This window comes from Psychrobacter sp. HD31, from assembly GCF_051097895.1.
Lineage (GTDB): Bacteria > Pseudomonadota > Gammaproteobacteria > Pseudomonadales > Moraxellaceae > Psychrobacter.
Genome location: NZ_CP142525.1, coordinates 728,396 through 742,547 on the forward strand (window position 1 = coordinate 728,396; position 14,152 = coordinate 742,547).

Sequence of the window (14,152 nt, forward strand, 5' to 3'; positions counted from 1 at the left end):
CACTATTTCAAACTGTCTAAAATAAGTTGCATTTTTTCGCTAGGATTATCTGCTGTGGTAATAGACCGACCAATTACCAAATAGTCACTTCCTTGCTCAACTGCCTGACGAGGTGTACAAATGCGCTGCTGATCATCGCTACTATCATCTGCCATACGAATACCTGGTGTCACTAATTTAAAGTCGCTACCCAACATCGCTTTTAAAACGGCTGCCTCTTGTGCAGAACAAACCACGCCATCTAACCCTGAGTTTTTGGTTAAGCTTGCCAAACGTGTCACTTGCTCATCTAATGTGCCATTAACGCCAGTTTGGTGTAACGCCGTCTCACCCATAGAAGTTAATACCGTTACCGCTATCAGCAGCGTATCATAACCACCATCTAGCAAACGTTGTTTACTAAGCGTCATGGCTTGCTCGCCTGCTGTTGCATGCACGTTAACCATCCACACGCCCATATCCGCTGCTGCTAAAACCGCTTGTGCCGTGGTGTTTGGAATATCATGAAACTTTAAATCCAAAAATACTTCAAAACCTCTACTGTGCAACTGTTTAATAATTTCTGGTCCACAGCGGGTAAACAGCTCTTTACCTACTTTGACTCGGCATAACCGAGGGTCTAAGGTGTCAGCAAGCATTAAAGCAGACTTCATATCTGCTTTATCGATAGCAACGACGATTGGAGATTGGGTTACAGATTTTGTACTCATATTGGTCATGTATGTTGTATATGTATTAAATTTTATTTAGTTAAATCAAACGTTGCCCAAATTGGGGCATGGTCAGATGGTTTTTCCATGCCACGTAGCTCATAACTAATACCAACGTCGATACATTTTTCTTTAATATCATCAGTACATAGAATATGGTCAATACGTAACCCACGTTTAGGCTCATCATTAAAACCTTTACTACGGTAATCAAACCAGCTAAATAACTCGTTGCTTGTTGGGTATTTATTACGGTAAGTATCCGTTAACCCAGTTGCTAATAGCTTACCATACCATTCTCGCTCTTCAGGCAAGAAGGAACACTTGCCAGTACGCAACCAACGTTTGGCATTTTGTTCACCAATACCAATGTCATAATCTTGTGGCGATATATTCATATCTCCCATTATAATAAGCGTACGACCTTCCGCTATTAACCCAGCAATATAACTGGTTAAATCGGCATAATATTTGCGCTTCATTGGAAATTTTGTTTCATGATGCATGCTCTCCCCTTGCGGAAAATAGCCATTTAGTACATCAACTTCAACACCATCAAACTCATAGCGAGCATGAATAAAACGTTTTTGGGCGTCTTCATCATCCGTTGGGAAACCTTTTTGTACAAAAATAGGTGCCTTTTTAGATAATAATGCCACACCATAATGCGCCTTTTGCCCAAAATACTCCACATGGTAGCCAATGCCTTCAACCGCAGCTAGAGGAAACTGCTCATCATGCACTTTTGTCTCTTGTAAACCCACAACATCAGGGTCTACAATTTGTTTGAGTGCTTCTAGTTGATGCTGCCTAGCGCGAATACCATTAATATTAAAGCTTACAAACTTGCTCATACCTATCCTTTTTATTTGTTTGATTGGGGCATATTAAATATTGTTTAAAATTATACCTTTTTTAGCTTGCGTTCGATAGGCTATAATCTTAACTTAACTCAAATGCACGATGGCTTTTTATGGAACTTTTATTTTCAAGTATTTATCAAACTTACATTAATCATACCGATGCTGGCGGTATTGTCTACCATGGTAATTTTTTAACTTTTTATGAAAATTGCAGACGTGACTGGTTTACCAAGCTTGGGTATGATGGGTATTTTTTTACCAGCGAAATTAAAAATGGTACAAGAGTGACTTACCACCCTGTTGTAAGCCAAGCAAACACAAAGTTTATCAAACCCATTTTAATTGATAGCAAAATTAAAGTAACCGTTGATGAAATTAAAATTAAACCCGCCAGCTTAATCTTTATGCAAAGTATTTATAACCAAAAAGATGATACTTTAATAAGCAAAGCCGAAATTACCATTGCTTGCGTTAAAAATGAAGTAAACGAACAAACTGGTGAAAAAAAACTAAGCCCAGCAAGAGTGCCAGAATCCTTAAAAGTGGTAATCAATAACTGGGCTAAAAATTGCCAAAACCATAAGTAGCAATATATGAACGCCCAAACCAAACCTATTTTAACTTTTAATAATCTATACTACCAAGGTGTGCTGACAGATGGTCAGCCGATTCAGCTACTAAAGCATTGCTCTGGTAATATTTTTAATGGCGATATGGTTTTATTAACTGGGCGTTCAGGCAGTGGCAAAACAATTTTACTGCGCATGTTGGCAGGGTTGCTCGCTGCAGAGTCTGGTAATATTTTATTTAACAACAAATCTTATAAAACATATACGGCTCAATTTTGGCGCTCGCAAATTGCCATGGTCTCTCAGCAACCAAAAATGATAAACGGCTCGGTACTTGATAACCTAAAACTGCCTTTTGAGTTTATCGAAAATAAGCAAAAAAATTTTGATACAAACTGGCATCAACAAAGTTTGGCATTTTTTGACAAAACCGAAAACTTTTTATATCAGTCTGCCAAGAAATTATCAGGTGGTGAGCAACAAATTGTCAATTTATTAAGGGTATTGCAACTTAACCCCACTATTTTATTGTTAGATGAACCAACGGCAGCATTAGATACAACAACCAGCCAAAAATTTATTCAGTTCATACAAAACTGGCAACAAAACCAACCAACTTGTGCCGTTGTTTGGATAACACATAATCAAGATCACATTGCAAGCATCCACAACACATTACATTGGATTATGAAAGATGGTGTACTTGAAACGCTAGGGGCTAACCCATGACCGCACAACAATATTTAAGCTGGCTTGATGTTGGCATAGCGGCATTGCTAATTTTAGTGGTTATTATACTGGCATATTTAATGAGACTTGGCATTGCTAAATCATTAATTTTTGCAAGTTTACGTACCCTTGTACAATTATCCACCATTGGTTTTTTACTGGTTTATATTTTTGCTAGCAACCACTGGTATTTAGTGTTATTAATTTTAGCATTAATGACACTAATTGCCGCCATTACGGCTAAAAAGCGGATTGAACAACCTTATAAAGGGCTAGATAAAGACATTCTCATTGCGGTTGCCACACCAACCACCTTGGTAACGGCATTTACTATTTTACTTATTTTGCAAATTAAACCTTGGTATACCCCGCAATATATCATCCCAATTTTGGGCTTAATTTTAGGTAATTCTCTCACTGCAATTTCATTATGTAGTAACCAATTAATAAACGCACTACATAATGAGCAAGCTACAATAGAAATGATGCAAAGTGTTGGTGCCAGTAATTGGGAGGCAACCCATCCTCTGATTAAAAATGCCATTAGCAATGGTATGATGCCAACAATTAACTCTATGATGGTGGTGGGTTTGGTAAGTTTACCTGGTATGATGACTGGTCAGATATTAGCAGGCGCAGACCCATCGCAAGCAGCAAAATATCAAATAATGACCATGTTTATCATTTGTGCTAGTTCAGCTTTAGGCTGCATGATTAGTAGTTGGCTGATTGTTAGCAATTTTTTTGATAATTGGGGCTGTTTTTTGCCGCCCAAACCAGTTGTTAAGCAAAAATAATAGATTGTTAGATTCTCTCTACTTTTATGTTTTATTACATAGTTGCCAACCAAAGCGACATAGCAAAACTAACAAATAATAGCCCCACTAACCCCTGCCCCAATAAAGCAAAAAACAAGTGATTTTTAAAATAAGATACCAATTGATGCCCTGCAAAAATTAATGTTGATAGATACAAAAAACTCACTACCTGTAGAGTAGCACCTAAAATGGTAAAACTAAGCATGGGGTTAGAATATGCAGGATCAACAAATTGCAAAAAATAAGATAAAAAGAATAAAATTGCTTTTGGGTTAGACAAACTCAACAAAAATGCTTTTAAAAATACATTTTCTTTTTCAACATTTTGTACTGTATTTACAGTATTGTTATTTAGCCTACCCTCTATATCGTTAATACTTTTTAAATCAAGCTGTTTGCTTGCCCGATACGTTTTATAGGCTGATTTTAATAGCATCACCCCTAAATACAACAAGTATAAACCGCCAATCCCTTTAAAAAGCATAAACAAGTTAGCACTTGACTTAAGTATCGTTGCCGCGCCAAGCACAGCGGCCATCATCAGCAAAGTGTCGCCTATTAAAATGGCAGCAACTGTTTTATAACCTTGTTTTACCCCCTGGGCACTACCCACAAACAAGCAATACATCGAGTTAGGTCCAGGTAACAAAATAATAGCAATCACCCCAAGCAAATATGCAAAATAGTCTGTGATGCCATAATATTCCATTAAATTAAGTTCCTTTACTTAGCTGATAGCCAGTTATAACAAACGGCAGCAATTAATACGATAAAGGCAGGTAAAAGTAGTGCCATATAGCCAATATTTAAATACAATAATGCCCCTATCACCCCGCCGCCACAAAAGCTATACCAAATAATTGCCTGAAAACCCAAAGTGAGTTTACTAATTTCTCTACCCGCTAACCAATTGCCTATCGCCGCCCCCATATCAGAGGTTAATCCTGTTAGATGGGTTGTTCGTATCACAGCACCACTATAGGTTGCAATCATGGCATTTTGTAGCCCACATGCCATGGCAGCGGCTAATTGCCCAAAATAATCATGATGATTAAATAAAAAAGAACTGAGTAACAATAGCCCAGCTTCTAAAAACAGGGCTCGTCCGTATCTTCTACCAAGCTTTAAAGATTTTTGCCCAATAATAAAACCACTTACAATGGCACCAAATAAAAAAGCCAACAAGGAGGCACAAATAAATGCCAATGTTTTAAAATCTGCTTGCGCCAGTGCAACTGAAAACATACTCACATTGCCGGTAACATGAGACACCGATAGTTTGGTAAAGCCCATCAGTGCGACCACATTAACACATCCAGCACTTAACGCTAATATGGCACCCCCAGCAAGTAGCCATTTAGGTATTTTAGTTATCATATTTTTTTACCTTTTAAGGTTTGCTATGTCATCCAACAACATTGCACTTAACCGTAAAATAAAACCGAGCAATAAATTTATTACTCGGCTATCAATACTTACCTTAACTTTATATAAAACTTATCTTAATTGTTTGCTTACATCGCAACAAGTTTTAATAATAAAACTGCCGTTAACACCCAAACAGCAATGCTAATTTGGTTAAACTTGCCTGTTACCGCTTTTGCAGCCGTGTAAGTAATAAAACCTAAAGTAATGCCATCGGCAATAGAATAAGTTAATGGCGTAAACAGTAAAACAACCGCAACGGGTGCAGCTTCTGTTAAATCATTCCAGTCGACATCCTGTAATGTAAATAACATTAATACAGAAACATAAAAAATCGCCCCTGCTGTTGCATAGGCAGGTATCATACCTGCTAAAGGTGCAAAAAATAATGCCAATAAAAACAGGACACCAACGGTAACTGCCATTAAGCCTGTACGACCACCTGAAGCAACGCCTGAGGCACTTTCAATATAACTGGTTGTTGAGGATGTTCCAAGTATGGCACCCGTTACTGTCGCGGTAGAATCTGCCAGTAACGCTCTGCCCATATTAGGTACTTGACCATTGTTATCCATTAACCCTGCTTTTTTAGTAATACCAACCAAACTACCGGTTGTATCAAACAAATCAACAAATAAAAACGCAAAGATAACGCTAATCATGCCCACATCAAGTGCCCCAGCAATATCCAACTGCATTAAAGTTGGCGCAATCGATGGTGGCATAGAAACAACACCGCCAAACTGACTATTGCCTGTTAGTAGACTGATTAACGTAATGCCTAAAATACCAATTGTAACCGCACCAGGCACACGCAAATGCACCAACCCAATGGTTACAATAAAGCCTAAAGTTGCCATCACAGCAGGAAAGCTGGTCATATCACCCAAAGATACCAAAGTTGCAGGATTATCGACAATAATGCCCGAACTCTGTAACGCAATAAACCCTAAAAATGCACCAATACCAGCAACAATACCATGCTTTAAAGTGTTAGGAATCGCATCAATAATCCATTGGCGCACTTTAAACAGGCTCAATAAAATAAATAAACAGCCAGATAAAAATACGGCACCCAGGGCTGTTTGCCAACTATGCCCCATACCAAGGACAACACCATACGTAAAAAAGGCATTTAACCCCATGCCGGGTGCTAATGCCACTGGCAATTTAGCAAAAATACCCATAATAAAGCAGCCAACAGCCGCTGCCAAGCAGGTAGCAACAAATACTGCGCCACTATCCATACCAGCTTCTGATAAAATATTTGGGTTAACAAAAATAATGTAAGCCATGGTTAAAAAGGTAGTCACCCCAGCCATTATTTCTGTTTTTATAGTCGTATTTTGACCATTAATACCAAAATAGTTTTTAATTGCATTCATAAATAAACAAATCCTGCATGCTTGGCATGCGCTGATGTAAGTTTCATACCCAAAATACGCATTCATGATAAAGCTTAATCACAAAAAAACATAAACTGGTACATTACAAGACGCTATATTTTAGTTAAAATTAAGTAACAATTCAACGTGTGGGTTTTGACTGCGTAGTGCTAACTTATTAATTTTTTGTAAATTGTTGCAAATAAACACGTTGCAATAAATAACCTTTAACCTATTTAAATAGTTATCTATTTTTTTTATTATAGAAACTATTTATTTAATTAAAATAATTTTTGGATTCATCATGCCAGAGTCACTCAATATTATTGAACTAATCAGCAGTGCAAGTTTGCTTGTGCAAGTTATTATGGGTATTTTATTTTTTACATCCATATTGGCTTGGGTATTGATATTTAGATTCTCTGCAAAGCTAAACGCTGCAAAAAATAGAGACAACCAATTTTTAGATTGGTTTTATTCTGGTGATGACATCCAAGAACTGTATGATGGTATTAAAGGGTTAAGAAACAGACAAGGGTTGGAAGCAATATTTGCTAATGGCTATAGCGAATATCAACAATTTTTACCCGCAAAGCCTGACAAAAGCCATTTAATAGAAGCAGTTGAAAAAAACCTACGTGTTAATTTGGGGCGTCAGCAACAAGCGTTAGAGTCAGGGTTATCAGCTTTGGCAAGTATTGGTTCAGTATCTCCTTATATCGGCTTGTTAGGCACTGTGTGGGGCATTATGAATGCTTTTTTAGGTTTGTCTCAGGCTGGGCAAGCAAACATTGCTTCTGTTGCGCCTGGTATTGCTGAGGCTTTAATTGCCACTGCCATGGGGTTATTTGCTGCTATACCAGCAGTTTTAGCATATAACCACTTTAGTGCTAAATCAGCCAACCTGTATGACGAGCGTACTTTATTTTGTGATGAACTGACAGGGCTTCTTTTGCAAGACAGCCATTACCAAAAACATCATACCAGCCAAAATTCAAATGAAGACATTATATTAGATTAAGCTACTAAAAAACTTATAGCGAATGAACTTAAATAGACAAGCATCTTAATTACTTAAAATAAGTTAAAGTTTTAAACATGAAACCAAGTGCCTACAGCCGAAGACCAAAGCAACTAAATGCTAATATGAACGTCGTACCCTATATTGATGTCATGTTGGTATTGTTAGTTATTTTTATGGTTGCCACCCCAATGATGAAAACAGGTGTGGATGTTGATTTACCTCAAGAGCAAACACAAAGTTTAGACACCAGCACACAAATGCCTGTTATTGTGAGTCTATCCAAAAATGGTGAATTATTTATTAATTATGATACAAAGAACCTAGCGGTAACCAATGACCAATTAATCGGCACTTTACAACAAATCCAAAACTCAGAACAAACTAAAGGAAACGGCATCCAGGTTATGGTTAATGCAGATCAAACCAATCAATACGGTGATATTATGGAGCTGATGGCTAACATTCAACAAGCTGGAGTACAAAAAGTTGGCTTATTAACAGGCAACACACCACAACCTAATAAACCATAAAAGCACACTGATACGACTAGGCAACTCATGCAATCAAACAAACCTCGTCTTGCCAATAAAAAAAAGCACTTATCTTTACCCATTGTATTGAGTGTTTTAGTACATGCCATTATTTTGTTTTTTATCTTTTTTACGCAAAAATTTCCTAACAAACATAAAGATGTTAGCGTTGAAACGGCTTTAGTCACGCCAGAACAGCTCTCTAACATGCAAAATAACCTCAAACAAAACCAGCCAATGGCGAATGATACTGATACCAATAACCCGCCTGTATTAGATAAACCACAAGATCCAGAATATATTGACTATGCAAGCAATCAGCCTGATCAAACCGCTAACGCAAATACAGACAACAACGGCATAACAAAAAAGTCAGCAAATATAGATGAGCCTTTTGAGGCAACGCCCACGGATGATCAACTTGAGGAGTTTTTTATTGAAGCAGGCAAAGATGATAAACCACAAGATGATGTTGTTATCAGTACAAACAATAATCAGCAAACTGCTAATCTTCAAAAAGATAAAAACGTAATAAAAAACAAGGATACACATCTAAAAACAACAACCCCTAGCCTTGCTGAAAAAAATAATAGCTCGGATAATACCACTAGCTTTAATCGGATAACTGCAAAAATTCAACGCTATTTAGATAAAGATAGCGCCAATAATGCAATCGGGAAAAGCATTACAATCCTTGTGGAAGTATACGAAAACGGCAACGTTAAAAACGTAAAAGCCGTTAAAGGGGATGAAGAACTTTTTAAAAAAGTAAACAGTGCTATTTATAGTGCAGAGCCGTTACCAATTGATGTAAATGATGCGAACACCTACCCCATTATTGAATTGACACTACATGGAATTAAATAACTTTTATTTAACATTGGATAAAATATGATGATTAACCGTACTCACAGGGCAATTGCAACTTCAATTTTGTTATTTACCAGCACCATGCAAATCGCAAAAGCTCAAGACAATGCCTTATATATTAAATCTACTGAGTTGGCTGAACAAATCGCACTTGTCCCTTTTTTAGGTCATCAACAAATTTCCACCATCGTTGCCGATGACTTAAATGCTACCAAACTTAAAACCACAAACAAAAACTTACCCGCTCGGGCAACCACAAAACAGGATGTTTTAAACAACCTAAACCTTTGGCAACAAGCCAACATTCCCTATGCTGTGGTAGGCAGTGCCAATGGCAATCGTATTGATTATGAGGTTATTAACACACAATCGGGCACCAGCATTGGTGGTCAACAAACCGAGATGCTTAACCAAACAAATACACGACAAACCGCCCATAAAATTGCCGACAATATTTATCAGCTAATTACAGGTAAACAAGGCGATTTTTCTGGAAAAATTGCCTTTATTGAGGAGACTGGCACAGGTGTGAATAAAGTATCTCGACTTAAAATCATGGATACAGATGGCAAAAACATGCAAACTATCGACCAAGTGACAGGGGCAATTTTTACGCCAACATGGCACCCAAATGGTGTTGATATTGCTTACGCAAAGCTACATAAAGATAGCAAGCCTGTTATTTATATGATGAATATAAATAGTCAAACCGCAAAACTGGTAACACCTTTTAATGGCACAAATTTAAATCCATCTTTTTCTCCCAACGGCAATAAAATGCTGTTTTCTTATTCAAACAATGCAAATGCCGATATTTATCAGCTATCTGCGCCATTCCACAACAAACAAAAACCAAAGCAAATTACTAACAGACCAAGTGATGAAGCACAACCAAGTTATAGCCCAGATGGTCATTCATTTGTGTTTGTTTCTGATAGAAACGGCAGTAACAACCCACGGGTTTATCGTTTTAATTTAAATAACCGTACTGATCAACAAGTTTCGCCCTCTTCAGGTTATGCATCTAACCCAAGTTATAGCCCAGACGGCTCTAAAATTGCATTTTTAAGTGGTACAAACGCGGTAATAATGCGTACAAATGGTAAAATAATCTCAAACTTAGGTAATACAGGGGTTGATGGCGCACCGAGTTTTTCTCCTAACAGCAGCCGGGTTGTTTATGCTGTTAAACATGGTTCAAACAGCAGTATCAACATTAAATCGTTAGAGGGTGGCAAAAGTTATAGCATATCAACTCAAGGCAAAGTTTTAAGCCCTGTTTGGTCAAACAATCGCCATAGAAAAAACAAATAAATCATTGATAGAAAAATGGTTTTTTTGCAAATAAAAACTGAGTGTATATCTGTTCACATTTTTTAAAAGATAAGCTATAATCAGCATAACAGGCTAATGGTCAATGACATTTTTTAATTTGCTCGTTTTTGTTTTTTTAAAGCTAGCAAAAATGTCAATACATGAGTTTGTTAACTTTGATGTCGACTTGTTATTTTAATTAAAAAAATCAAGGATTACTCTATGAGTGATGCAAAAAAATCAAACCCAAATATAAAACCCGAACTTGAGTCTCAATATAATCAAGCCCCTATCAACACAGTACCTGCTGTTGTTTTAATAGCCACGCCTATTTTAGCGTTATTTTTAGTACCTTGGTATTTATGGACACATTCTGTCGGGCTAGGTACTTGGGCAGTATTTGCATTTCTGATGGCTTGGACAGGAATGGGTATTACTGCTGGATACCATCGTTTATTTGCTCATAAAGCATACAAAGCACACCCTATCATACAAAACTTTTTGCTCATTGGGGGTACATTAGCCGTCGAAAGTAGCGTGTTTGACTGGTGCTCTGGACATCGCCGTCATCATAGGTTTGTTGATGATGAATACAAAGACCCTTATTCTGCCCGTCGTGGTTTTTGGTTTAGCCATATTGGATGGATGTTGCGTAACTACCCCAGCGGTCAGCATGACTTTAAAAACATCCCTGATTTAACCAAACAAAAGCTATTACGCCATCAACACAAACATTATGGCGCTTGGATTATTGTTACAAATACCGTCATATTATTAAGTTTTGGTTGGTTAGTTGGTGATATTTTAGGTGTATTTGTATTGGCTGGTTTATTACGTTTAGTATTAACCCATCACTTTACATTTTTTATTAACTCGCTTTGCCACATGTTTGGTACTCGCCCATATACCGATACCAACACAGCACGAGATAATTTTATCTTAGCAATATTTACTTGGGGTGAGGGCTACCACAATTATCATCACTTTTTTCAGTATGATTACCGTAATGGCGTTAAGTGGTGGCAATACGACCCAACCAAGTGGCTAATTTTAGTCTGCTCAAAACTTGGCTTGGCAAAAAACTTACGTAAAGTTGATGAAGCAACCATACGCCATGCACAAGTACAAATGCAGTTTAAAAAAGTAAATAGCAGATTAGAAAAACTCGGCATGCAAGGTTTTAATATCCATGCAGACTTTAAAGCATTTAAAGATAAAATCACTGCTGAATATGACTCTTTTAATGCAACCATTGCCGAGTGGCAAGCACTCAAAGCCAAAGTAGTAGAAATGAAAAAAACTGAGTTTGCTGAACGATTAAATGAAGTAGATGAACTCATGCGAGCCCAATTTCAGTCTATTGAGTCTAAAATTATGGAACATGGCAAATCATTAGACATGACTTTAAGACAGCTAAAGCAAATCTCCGTTTAAACAAACACTTTACCAACAAGGCGCTTTATTGATAAAGCGCCTTTTTTTATATGCTAATTGATAGGCATTATTCATGAATAATGTTATTATGCTAACAATTTTCTTTCAACTATCAATGAGCAAAACGGAATCATTATGACCAGTAAAGAACAAAACCAAAAGAATTTAGAGCAATCTGCACTACATTACCACGAGCATCCTGTACCTGGTAAAATTTCTGTAACACCTACCAAACAGCTTGCTAACCAGCGCGACTTGGCTTTAGCATACTCACCCGGTGTTGCCGTGCCTTGTATCGAAATTGAAAAAAACCCAAAAGCTGCTGCTAAATACACCGCACGCAATAATCTTGTTGGCGTAATTACCAATGGTACAGCTGTACTGGGTTTAGGTAATATTGGTCCTTTAGCATCAAAACCAGTTATGGAAGGTAAAGGCGTACTGTTTAAAAAGTTTGCTGGTATTGATGTTTTTGATATTGAAGTTGCTCAAAACGATCCAGATAAGTTTATTGAAGCCGTTGCTGCACTAGAGCCGACTTTTGGTGGTATTAACTTAGAAGATATTAAAGCACCAGAATGCTTTAAAATCGAGCAAGAGTTACGTGAACGCATGAACATCCCTGTGTTTCATGACGATCAACATGGTACAGCCATTATCGCAGCTGCTGGCTTATTAAACGCCTTGCAATTAAACGGTAAAAAAATCGAAGACATTAAAATTGTTTGTTCTGGTGCTGGTGCTGCTGCTATTTCTTGCCTAAAGCTTATCATTGCCTTAGGTGCAAAAAAAGAACACATTTTTGTTAGTGATTCACGTGGCATTATTACCACTTCTCGTGAAAACTTTGACAGTTTAGATGAGTCTAAAAAGTTTTTTGCACAAGATACAAATGATAATACCTTAGATAAGGTAATGGTTGATGCCGATATGTTCCTTGGCCTATCAATGGCAGGCATTGTTAGTCAAGACATGGTTAAATCAATGGCAAAAGACCCAATTATTTTTGCCCTTGCAAACCCAACGCCAGAAATTATGCCAGAAGAAGCACATGCCGTACGTGATGACGTTATCATGGCGACAGGGCGTTCTGACTATCCTAACCAAGTTAACAATGCTTTATGTTTCCCATATATTTTCCGTGGCGCATTAGATGTCGGTGCTACGACAGTAAATGAAGAAATGAAAATTGCTTGTGTTAAAGCCATCGCTGCACTAGCACATACCGAGTCTGCTCCAAGTGCTACCACTTATCTAAGCACACAAACCAAAAGCTTTGGTAAAGAGTATCTGATTCCAGGACCATTAGAATCTAATCTTATTTTAGAAATTGCTCCTGCTGTTGCAAAAGCAGCCATGGACTCTGGTGTTGCTACGCTACCTATTGCAGATTTTGATGACTATCGCCAACAACTTTCAGAGTTTATTTATAACTCTGCTTTTGTCATGAAGCCAATTTATGCAAAAGCAAAAAGTGAACCTAAGCGCATTGCCTACTCAGAAGGCGAAAACCCGAATGTACTACGTGCCGTTCAAGTTGTTGTTGATGAAAAACTTGCCAAACCAATTTTGGTGGGTCGTCCTGCCGTTATCCATGAAGAAATTGAAAGCTTGGGCTTAAGACTTGAAGAAGGCGTTGACTATGAGATTGTTGACCTAGTAAACGACCCTCGCTATGACGAATACTGGCAACATTATTATGAGCAAAACCAACGTCACGGTGTGAGCCAAGAGTTAGCACGTCGTGATACCCGAAGAAAGACAACGGTTATCGGCTCATTGTTAGTAGAGCGTGGTGATGCAGATGGTATGATTTGTGGTACTTTCGGCTCTTATGGGTTGCACCTACGTTACTTACGTAATGTAATTGGTAAAAAAGAAGGTGTCACTGACTTTTATGCGATGTCTGCTTTATTGATGCAGGACAAAAATGTATTTATTGCAGATCCTCATATTCATGCTGACCCATCACCAGAACAGCTAGCTGAAATGACACTATTGGCAGCAGAAGAAATGCGCCAATTTGGTATTACACCACGCGTTGCCCTAATATCGCATTCTAACTTTGGCAGTTCTGATAGAGCGAGCTCTAGTAAAATGCGCCGTGTTTATGAATTACTTTCTGAGATGAATGTAGATTTTGAATTTGATGGCGAAATGCAAGCTGACATTGCTTTAGATCAAGAGCTTCGTAACCATTACTTCCCATTTAGTACTTTAAAAGGGGCCGCTAACCTACTCATCATGCCAAATATGGAAGTAGCGAACATCTCATTTAATTTACTTAAAAAATCAGCAAACACTGGGGTGATTGGTCCTATCTTACTAGGCGCAGACAAACCAGCACATATTTTAACAACGGCTTCTACGGCACGCCGTATCGTTAATATGACAGCATTGGCAGTTGCACAAGCACAAGATACAACCAATTAAGTATTAACTACCCTATCAAAATAAAATTAAGCCAGTTTAACCAAAGTT

Annotated in this window: 14 protein-coding genes; 9 read left to right on the forward strand and 5 right to left on the reverse strand. The window is 37.7% G+C overall.

Annotated elements, in window-relative coordinates; genetic code table 11:
- Positions 1 to 2: 2 nt before the first annotated feature.
- Complete coding sequence (pyrF, locus tag VH441_RS03075) at positions 3 to 710, reverse strand: orotidine-5'-phosphate decarboxylase (RefSeq protein WP_434354022.1); 708 nt, start codon at positions 708 to 710, stop codon at positions 3 to 5.
- A gap of 32 nt (positions 711 to 742) precedes the next feature.
- Positions 743 to 1,564, reverse strand: a complete 822-nt coding sequence (gene xthA / locus VH441_RS03080) for an exodeoxyribonuclease III (protein ID WP_434354023.1) — start codon at positions 1,562 to 1,564, stop codon at positions 743 to 745.
- 119 nt (positions 1,565 to 1,683) lie between these two features.
- Between xthA and VH441_RS03085 the strand changes: the two genes are divergently transcribed.
- Genes VH441_RS03085 through VH441_RS03095 form a run of 3 tightly spaced genes read left to right on the forward strand, consistent with a single transcriptional unit; the run spans position 1,684 to position 3,668 of the window.
- Positions 1,684 to 2,160, forward strand: a complete 477-nt coding sequence (locus VH441_RS03085; RefSeq protein WP_434354024.1) for an acyl-CoA thioesterase — start codon at positions 1,684 to 1,686, stop codon at positions 2,158 to 2,160.
- A 6-nt stretch (positions 2,161 to 2,166) separates the two neighbouring features.
- Positions 2,167 to 2,871, forward strand: a complete 705-nt coding sequence (locus VH441_RS03090; protein ID WP_434354025.1) for an ABC transporter ATP-binding protein — start codon at positions 2,167 to 2,169, stop codon at positions 2,869 to 2,871.
- Entirely contained in the window at positions 2,868 to 3,668 is an 801-nt protein-coding gene (locus VH441_RS03095; RefSeq protein WP_434354026.1) for an ABC transporter permease, read from the forward strand. Before VH441_RS03090 ends, VH441_RS03095 begins: the two co-directional genes overlap by 4 nt.
- 34 nt (positions 3,669 to 3,702) lie before the next feature.
- On the opposite strand, the gene leuE is transcribed toward VH441_RS03095, so the two are convergent.
- The 3 genes from leuE to VH441_RS03110 form a co-directional block, all read right to left on the reverse strand.
- Entirely contained in the window at positions 3,703 to 4,398 is a 696-nt protein-coding gene (gene leuE / locus VH441_RS03100) for a leucine efflux protein LeuE (RefSeq protein WP_434354027.1), read from the reverse strand.
- Positions 4,399 to 4,412: 14 nt separating this feature from the next.
- The gene (locus VH441_RS03105) at positions 4,413 to 5,066 is read right to left on the reverse strand and encodes a YoaK family protein (RefSeq protein WP_434354028.1); all 654 of its coding nucleotides are present in this window, start codon (positions 5,064 to 5,066) and stop codon (positions 4,413 to 4,415) included.
- A 137-nt stretch (positions 5,067 to 5,203) separates the two neighbouring features.
- Positions 5,204 to 6,499 (reverse strand): NCS2 family permease, encoded by a 1,296-nt coding sequence (locus VH441_RS03110; RefSeq protein WP_434354029.1) that lies wholly within the window; start codon positions 6,497 to 6,499, stop codon positions 5,204 to 5,206.
- Between the two features lie 304 nt (positions 6,500 to 6,803).
- On the opposite strand from VH441_RS03110, the gene tolQ reads away from it, so the two are divergent.
- From tolQ to VH441_RS03140, 6 genes are all read left to right on the forward strand, one after another.
- A complete protein-coding gene (tolQ, locus tag VH441_RS03115; protein ID WP_434354030.1) occupies positions 6,804 to 7,520 on the forward strand; it encodes a protein TolQ in 717 nt (238 codons plus the stop codon).
- A 77-nt stretch (positions 7,521 to 7,597) separates the two neighbouring features.
- Positions 7,598 to 8,053, forward strand: a complete 456-nt coding sequence (gene tolR / locus VH441_RS03120) for a protein TolR (protein WP_434354031.1) — start codon at positions 7,598 to 7,600, stop codon at positions 8,051 to 8,053.
- A gap of 27 nt (positions 8,054 to 8,080) precedes the next feature.
- Positions 8,081 to 8,920 carry a cell envelope integrity protein TolA gene (locus tag VH441_RS03125; RefSeq protein ID WP_434354032.1) on the forward strand — a complete coding sequence of 280 codons (840 nt, stop codon included), beginning with the start codon at positions 8,081 to 8,083 and terminating at the stop codon, positions 8,918 to 8,920.
- Positions 8,921 to 8,944: 24 nt separating this feature from the next.
- A complete protein-coding gene (locus VH441_RS03130) occupies positions 8,945 to 10,237 on the forward strand; it encodes a translocation protein TolB (RefSeq protein WP_434354033.1) in 1,293 nt (430 codons plus the stop codon).
- Positions 10,238 to 10,459: 222 nt separating this feature from the next.
- Positions 10,460 to 11,671 carry an acyl-CoA desaturase gene (locus VH441_RS03135; RefSeq protein WP_434354034.1) on the forward strand — a complete coding sequence of 404 codons (1,212 nt, stop codon included), beginning with the start codon at positions 10,460 to 10,462 and terminating at the stop codon, positions 11,669 to 11,671.
- A gap of 135 nt (positions 11,672 to 11,806) precedes the next feature.
- Positions 11,807 to 14,104: an NADP-dependent malic enzyme gene (locus tag VH441_RS03140; RefSeq protein ID WP_434354035.1), complete on the forward strand. Its 2,298-nt coding sequence runs from the start codon at positions 11,807 to 11,809 to the stop codon at positions 14,102 to 14,104.
- Positions 14,105 to 14,152 lie beyond the last annotated feature (48 nt).

What these genes read in the sequence shown, in the direction of transcription:
- pyrF (WP_434354022.1), bottom strand. Translation starts at nt 710, where the DNA reads ATGAGTACAAAATCTGTAACCCAATCTCCAATCGTCGTTGCTATCGAT.
- xthA (WP_434354023.1), bottom strand. Translation starts at nt 1,564, where the DNA reads ATGAGCAAGTTTGTAAGCTTTAATATTAATGGTATTCGCGCTAGGCAG.
- VH441_RS03085 (WP_434354024.1), top strand. Translation starts at nt 1,684, where the DNA reads ATGGAACTTTTATTTTCAAGTATTTATCAAACTTACATTAATCATACC.
- VH441_RS03090 (WP_434354025.1), top strand. Translation starts at nt 2,167, where the DNA reads ATGAACGCCCAAACCAAACCTATTTTAACTTTTAATAATCTATACTAC.
- VH441_RS03095 (WP_434354026.1), top strand. Translation starts at nt 2,868, where the DNA reads ATGACCGCACAACAATATTTAAGCTGGCTTGATGTTGGCATAGCGGCA.
- leuE (WP_434354027.1), bottom strand. Translation starts at nt 4,398, where the DNA reads ATGGAATATTATGGCATCACAGACTATTTTGCATATTTGCTTGGGGTG.
- VH441_RS03105 (WP_434354028.1), bottom strand. Translation starts at nt 5,066, where the DNA reads ATGATAACTAAAATACCTAAATGGCTACTTGCTGGGGGTGCCATATTA.
- VH441_RS03110 (WP_434354029.1), bottom strand. Translation starts at nt 6,499, where the DNA reads ATGAATGCAATTAAAAACTATTTTGGTATTAATGGTCAAAATACGACT.
- tolQ (WP_434354030.1), top strand. Translation starts at nt 6,804, where the DNA reads ATGCCAGAGTCACTCAATATTATTGAACTAATCAGCAGTGCAAGTTTG.
- tolR (WP_434354031.1), top strand. Translation starts at nt 7,598, where the DNA reads ATGAAACCAAGTGCCTACAGCCGAAGACCAAAGCAACTAAATGCTAAT.
- VH441_RS03125 (WP_434354032.1), top strand. Translation starts at nt 8,081, where the DNA reads ATGCAATCAAACAAACCTCGTCTTGCCAATAAAAAAAAGCACTTATCT.
- VH441_RS03130 (WP_434354033.1), top strand. Translation starts at nt 8,945, where the DNA reads ATGATGATTAACCGTACTCACAGGGCAATTGCAACTTCAATTTTGTTA.
- VH441_RS03135 (WP_434354034.1), top strand. Translation starts at nt 10,460, where the DNA reads ATGAGTGATGCAAAAAAATCAAACCCAAATATAAAACCCGAACTTGAG.
- VH441_RS03140 (WP_434354035.1), top strand. Translation starts at nt 11,807, where the DNA reads ATGACCAGTAAAGAACAAAACCAAAAGAATTTAGAGCAATCTGCACTA.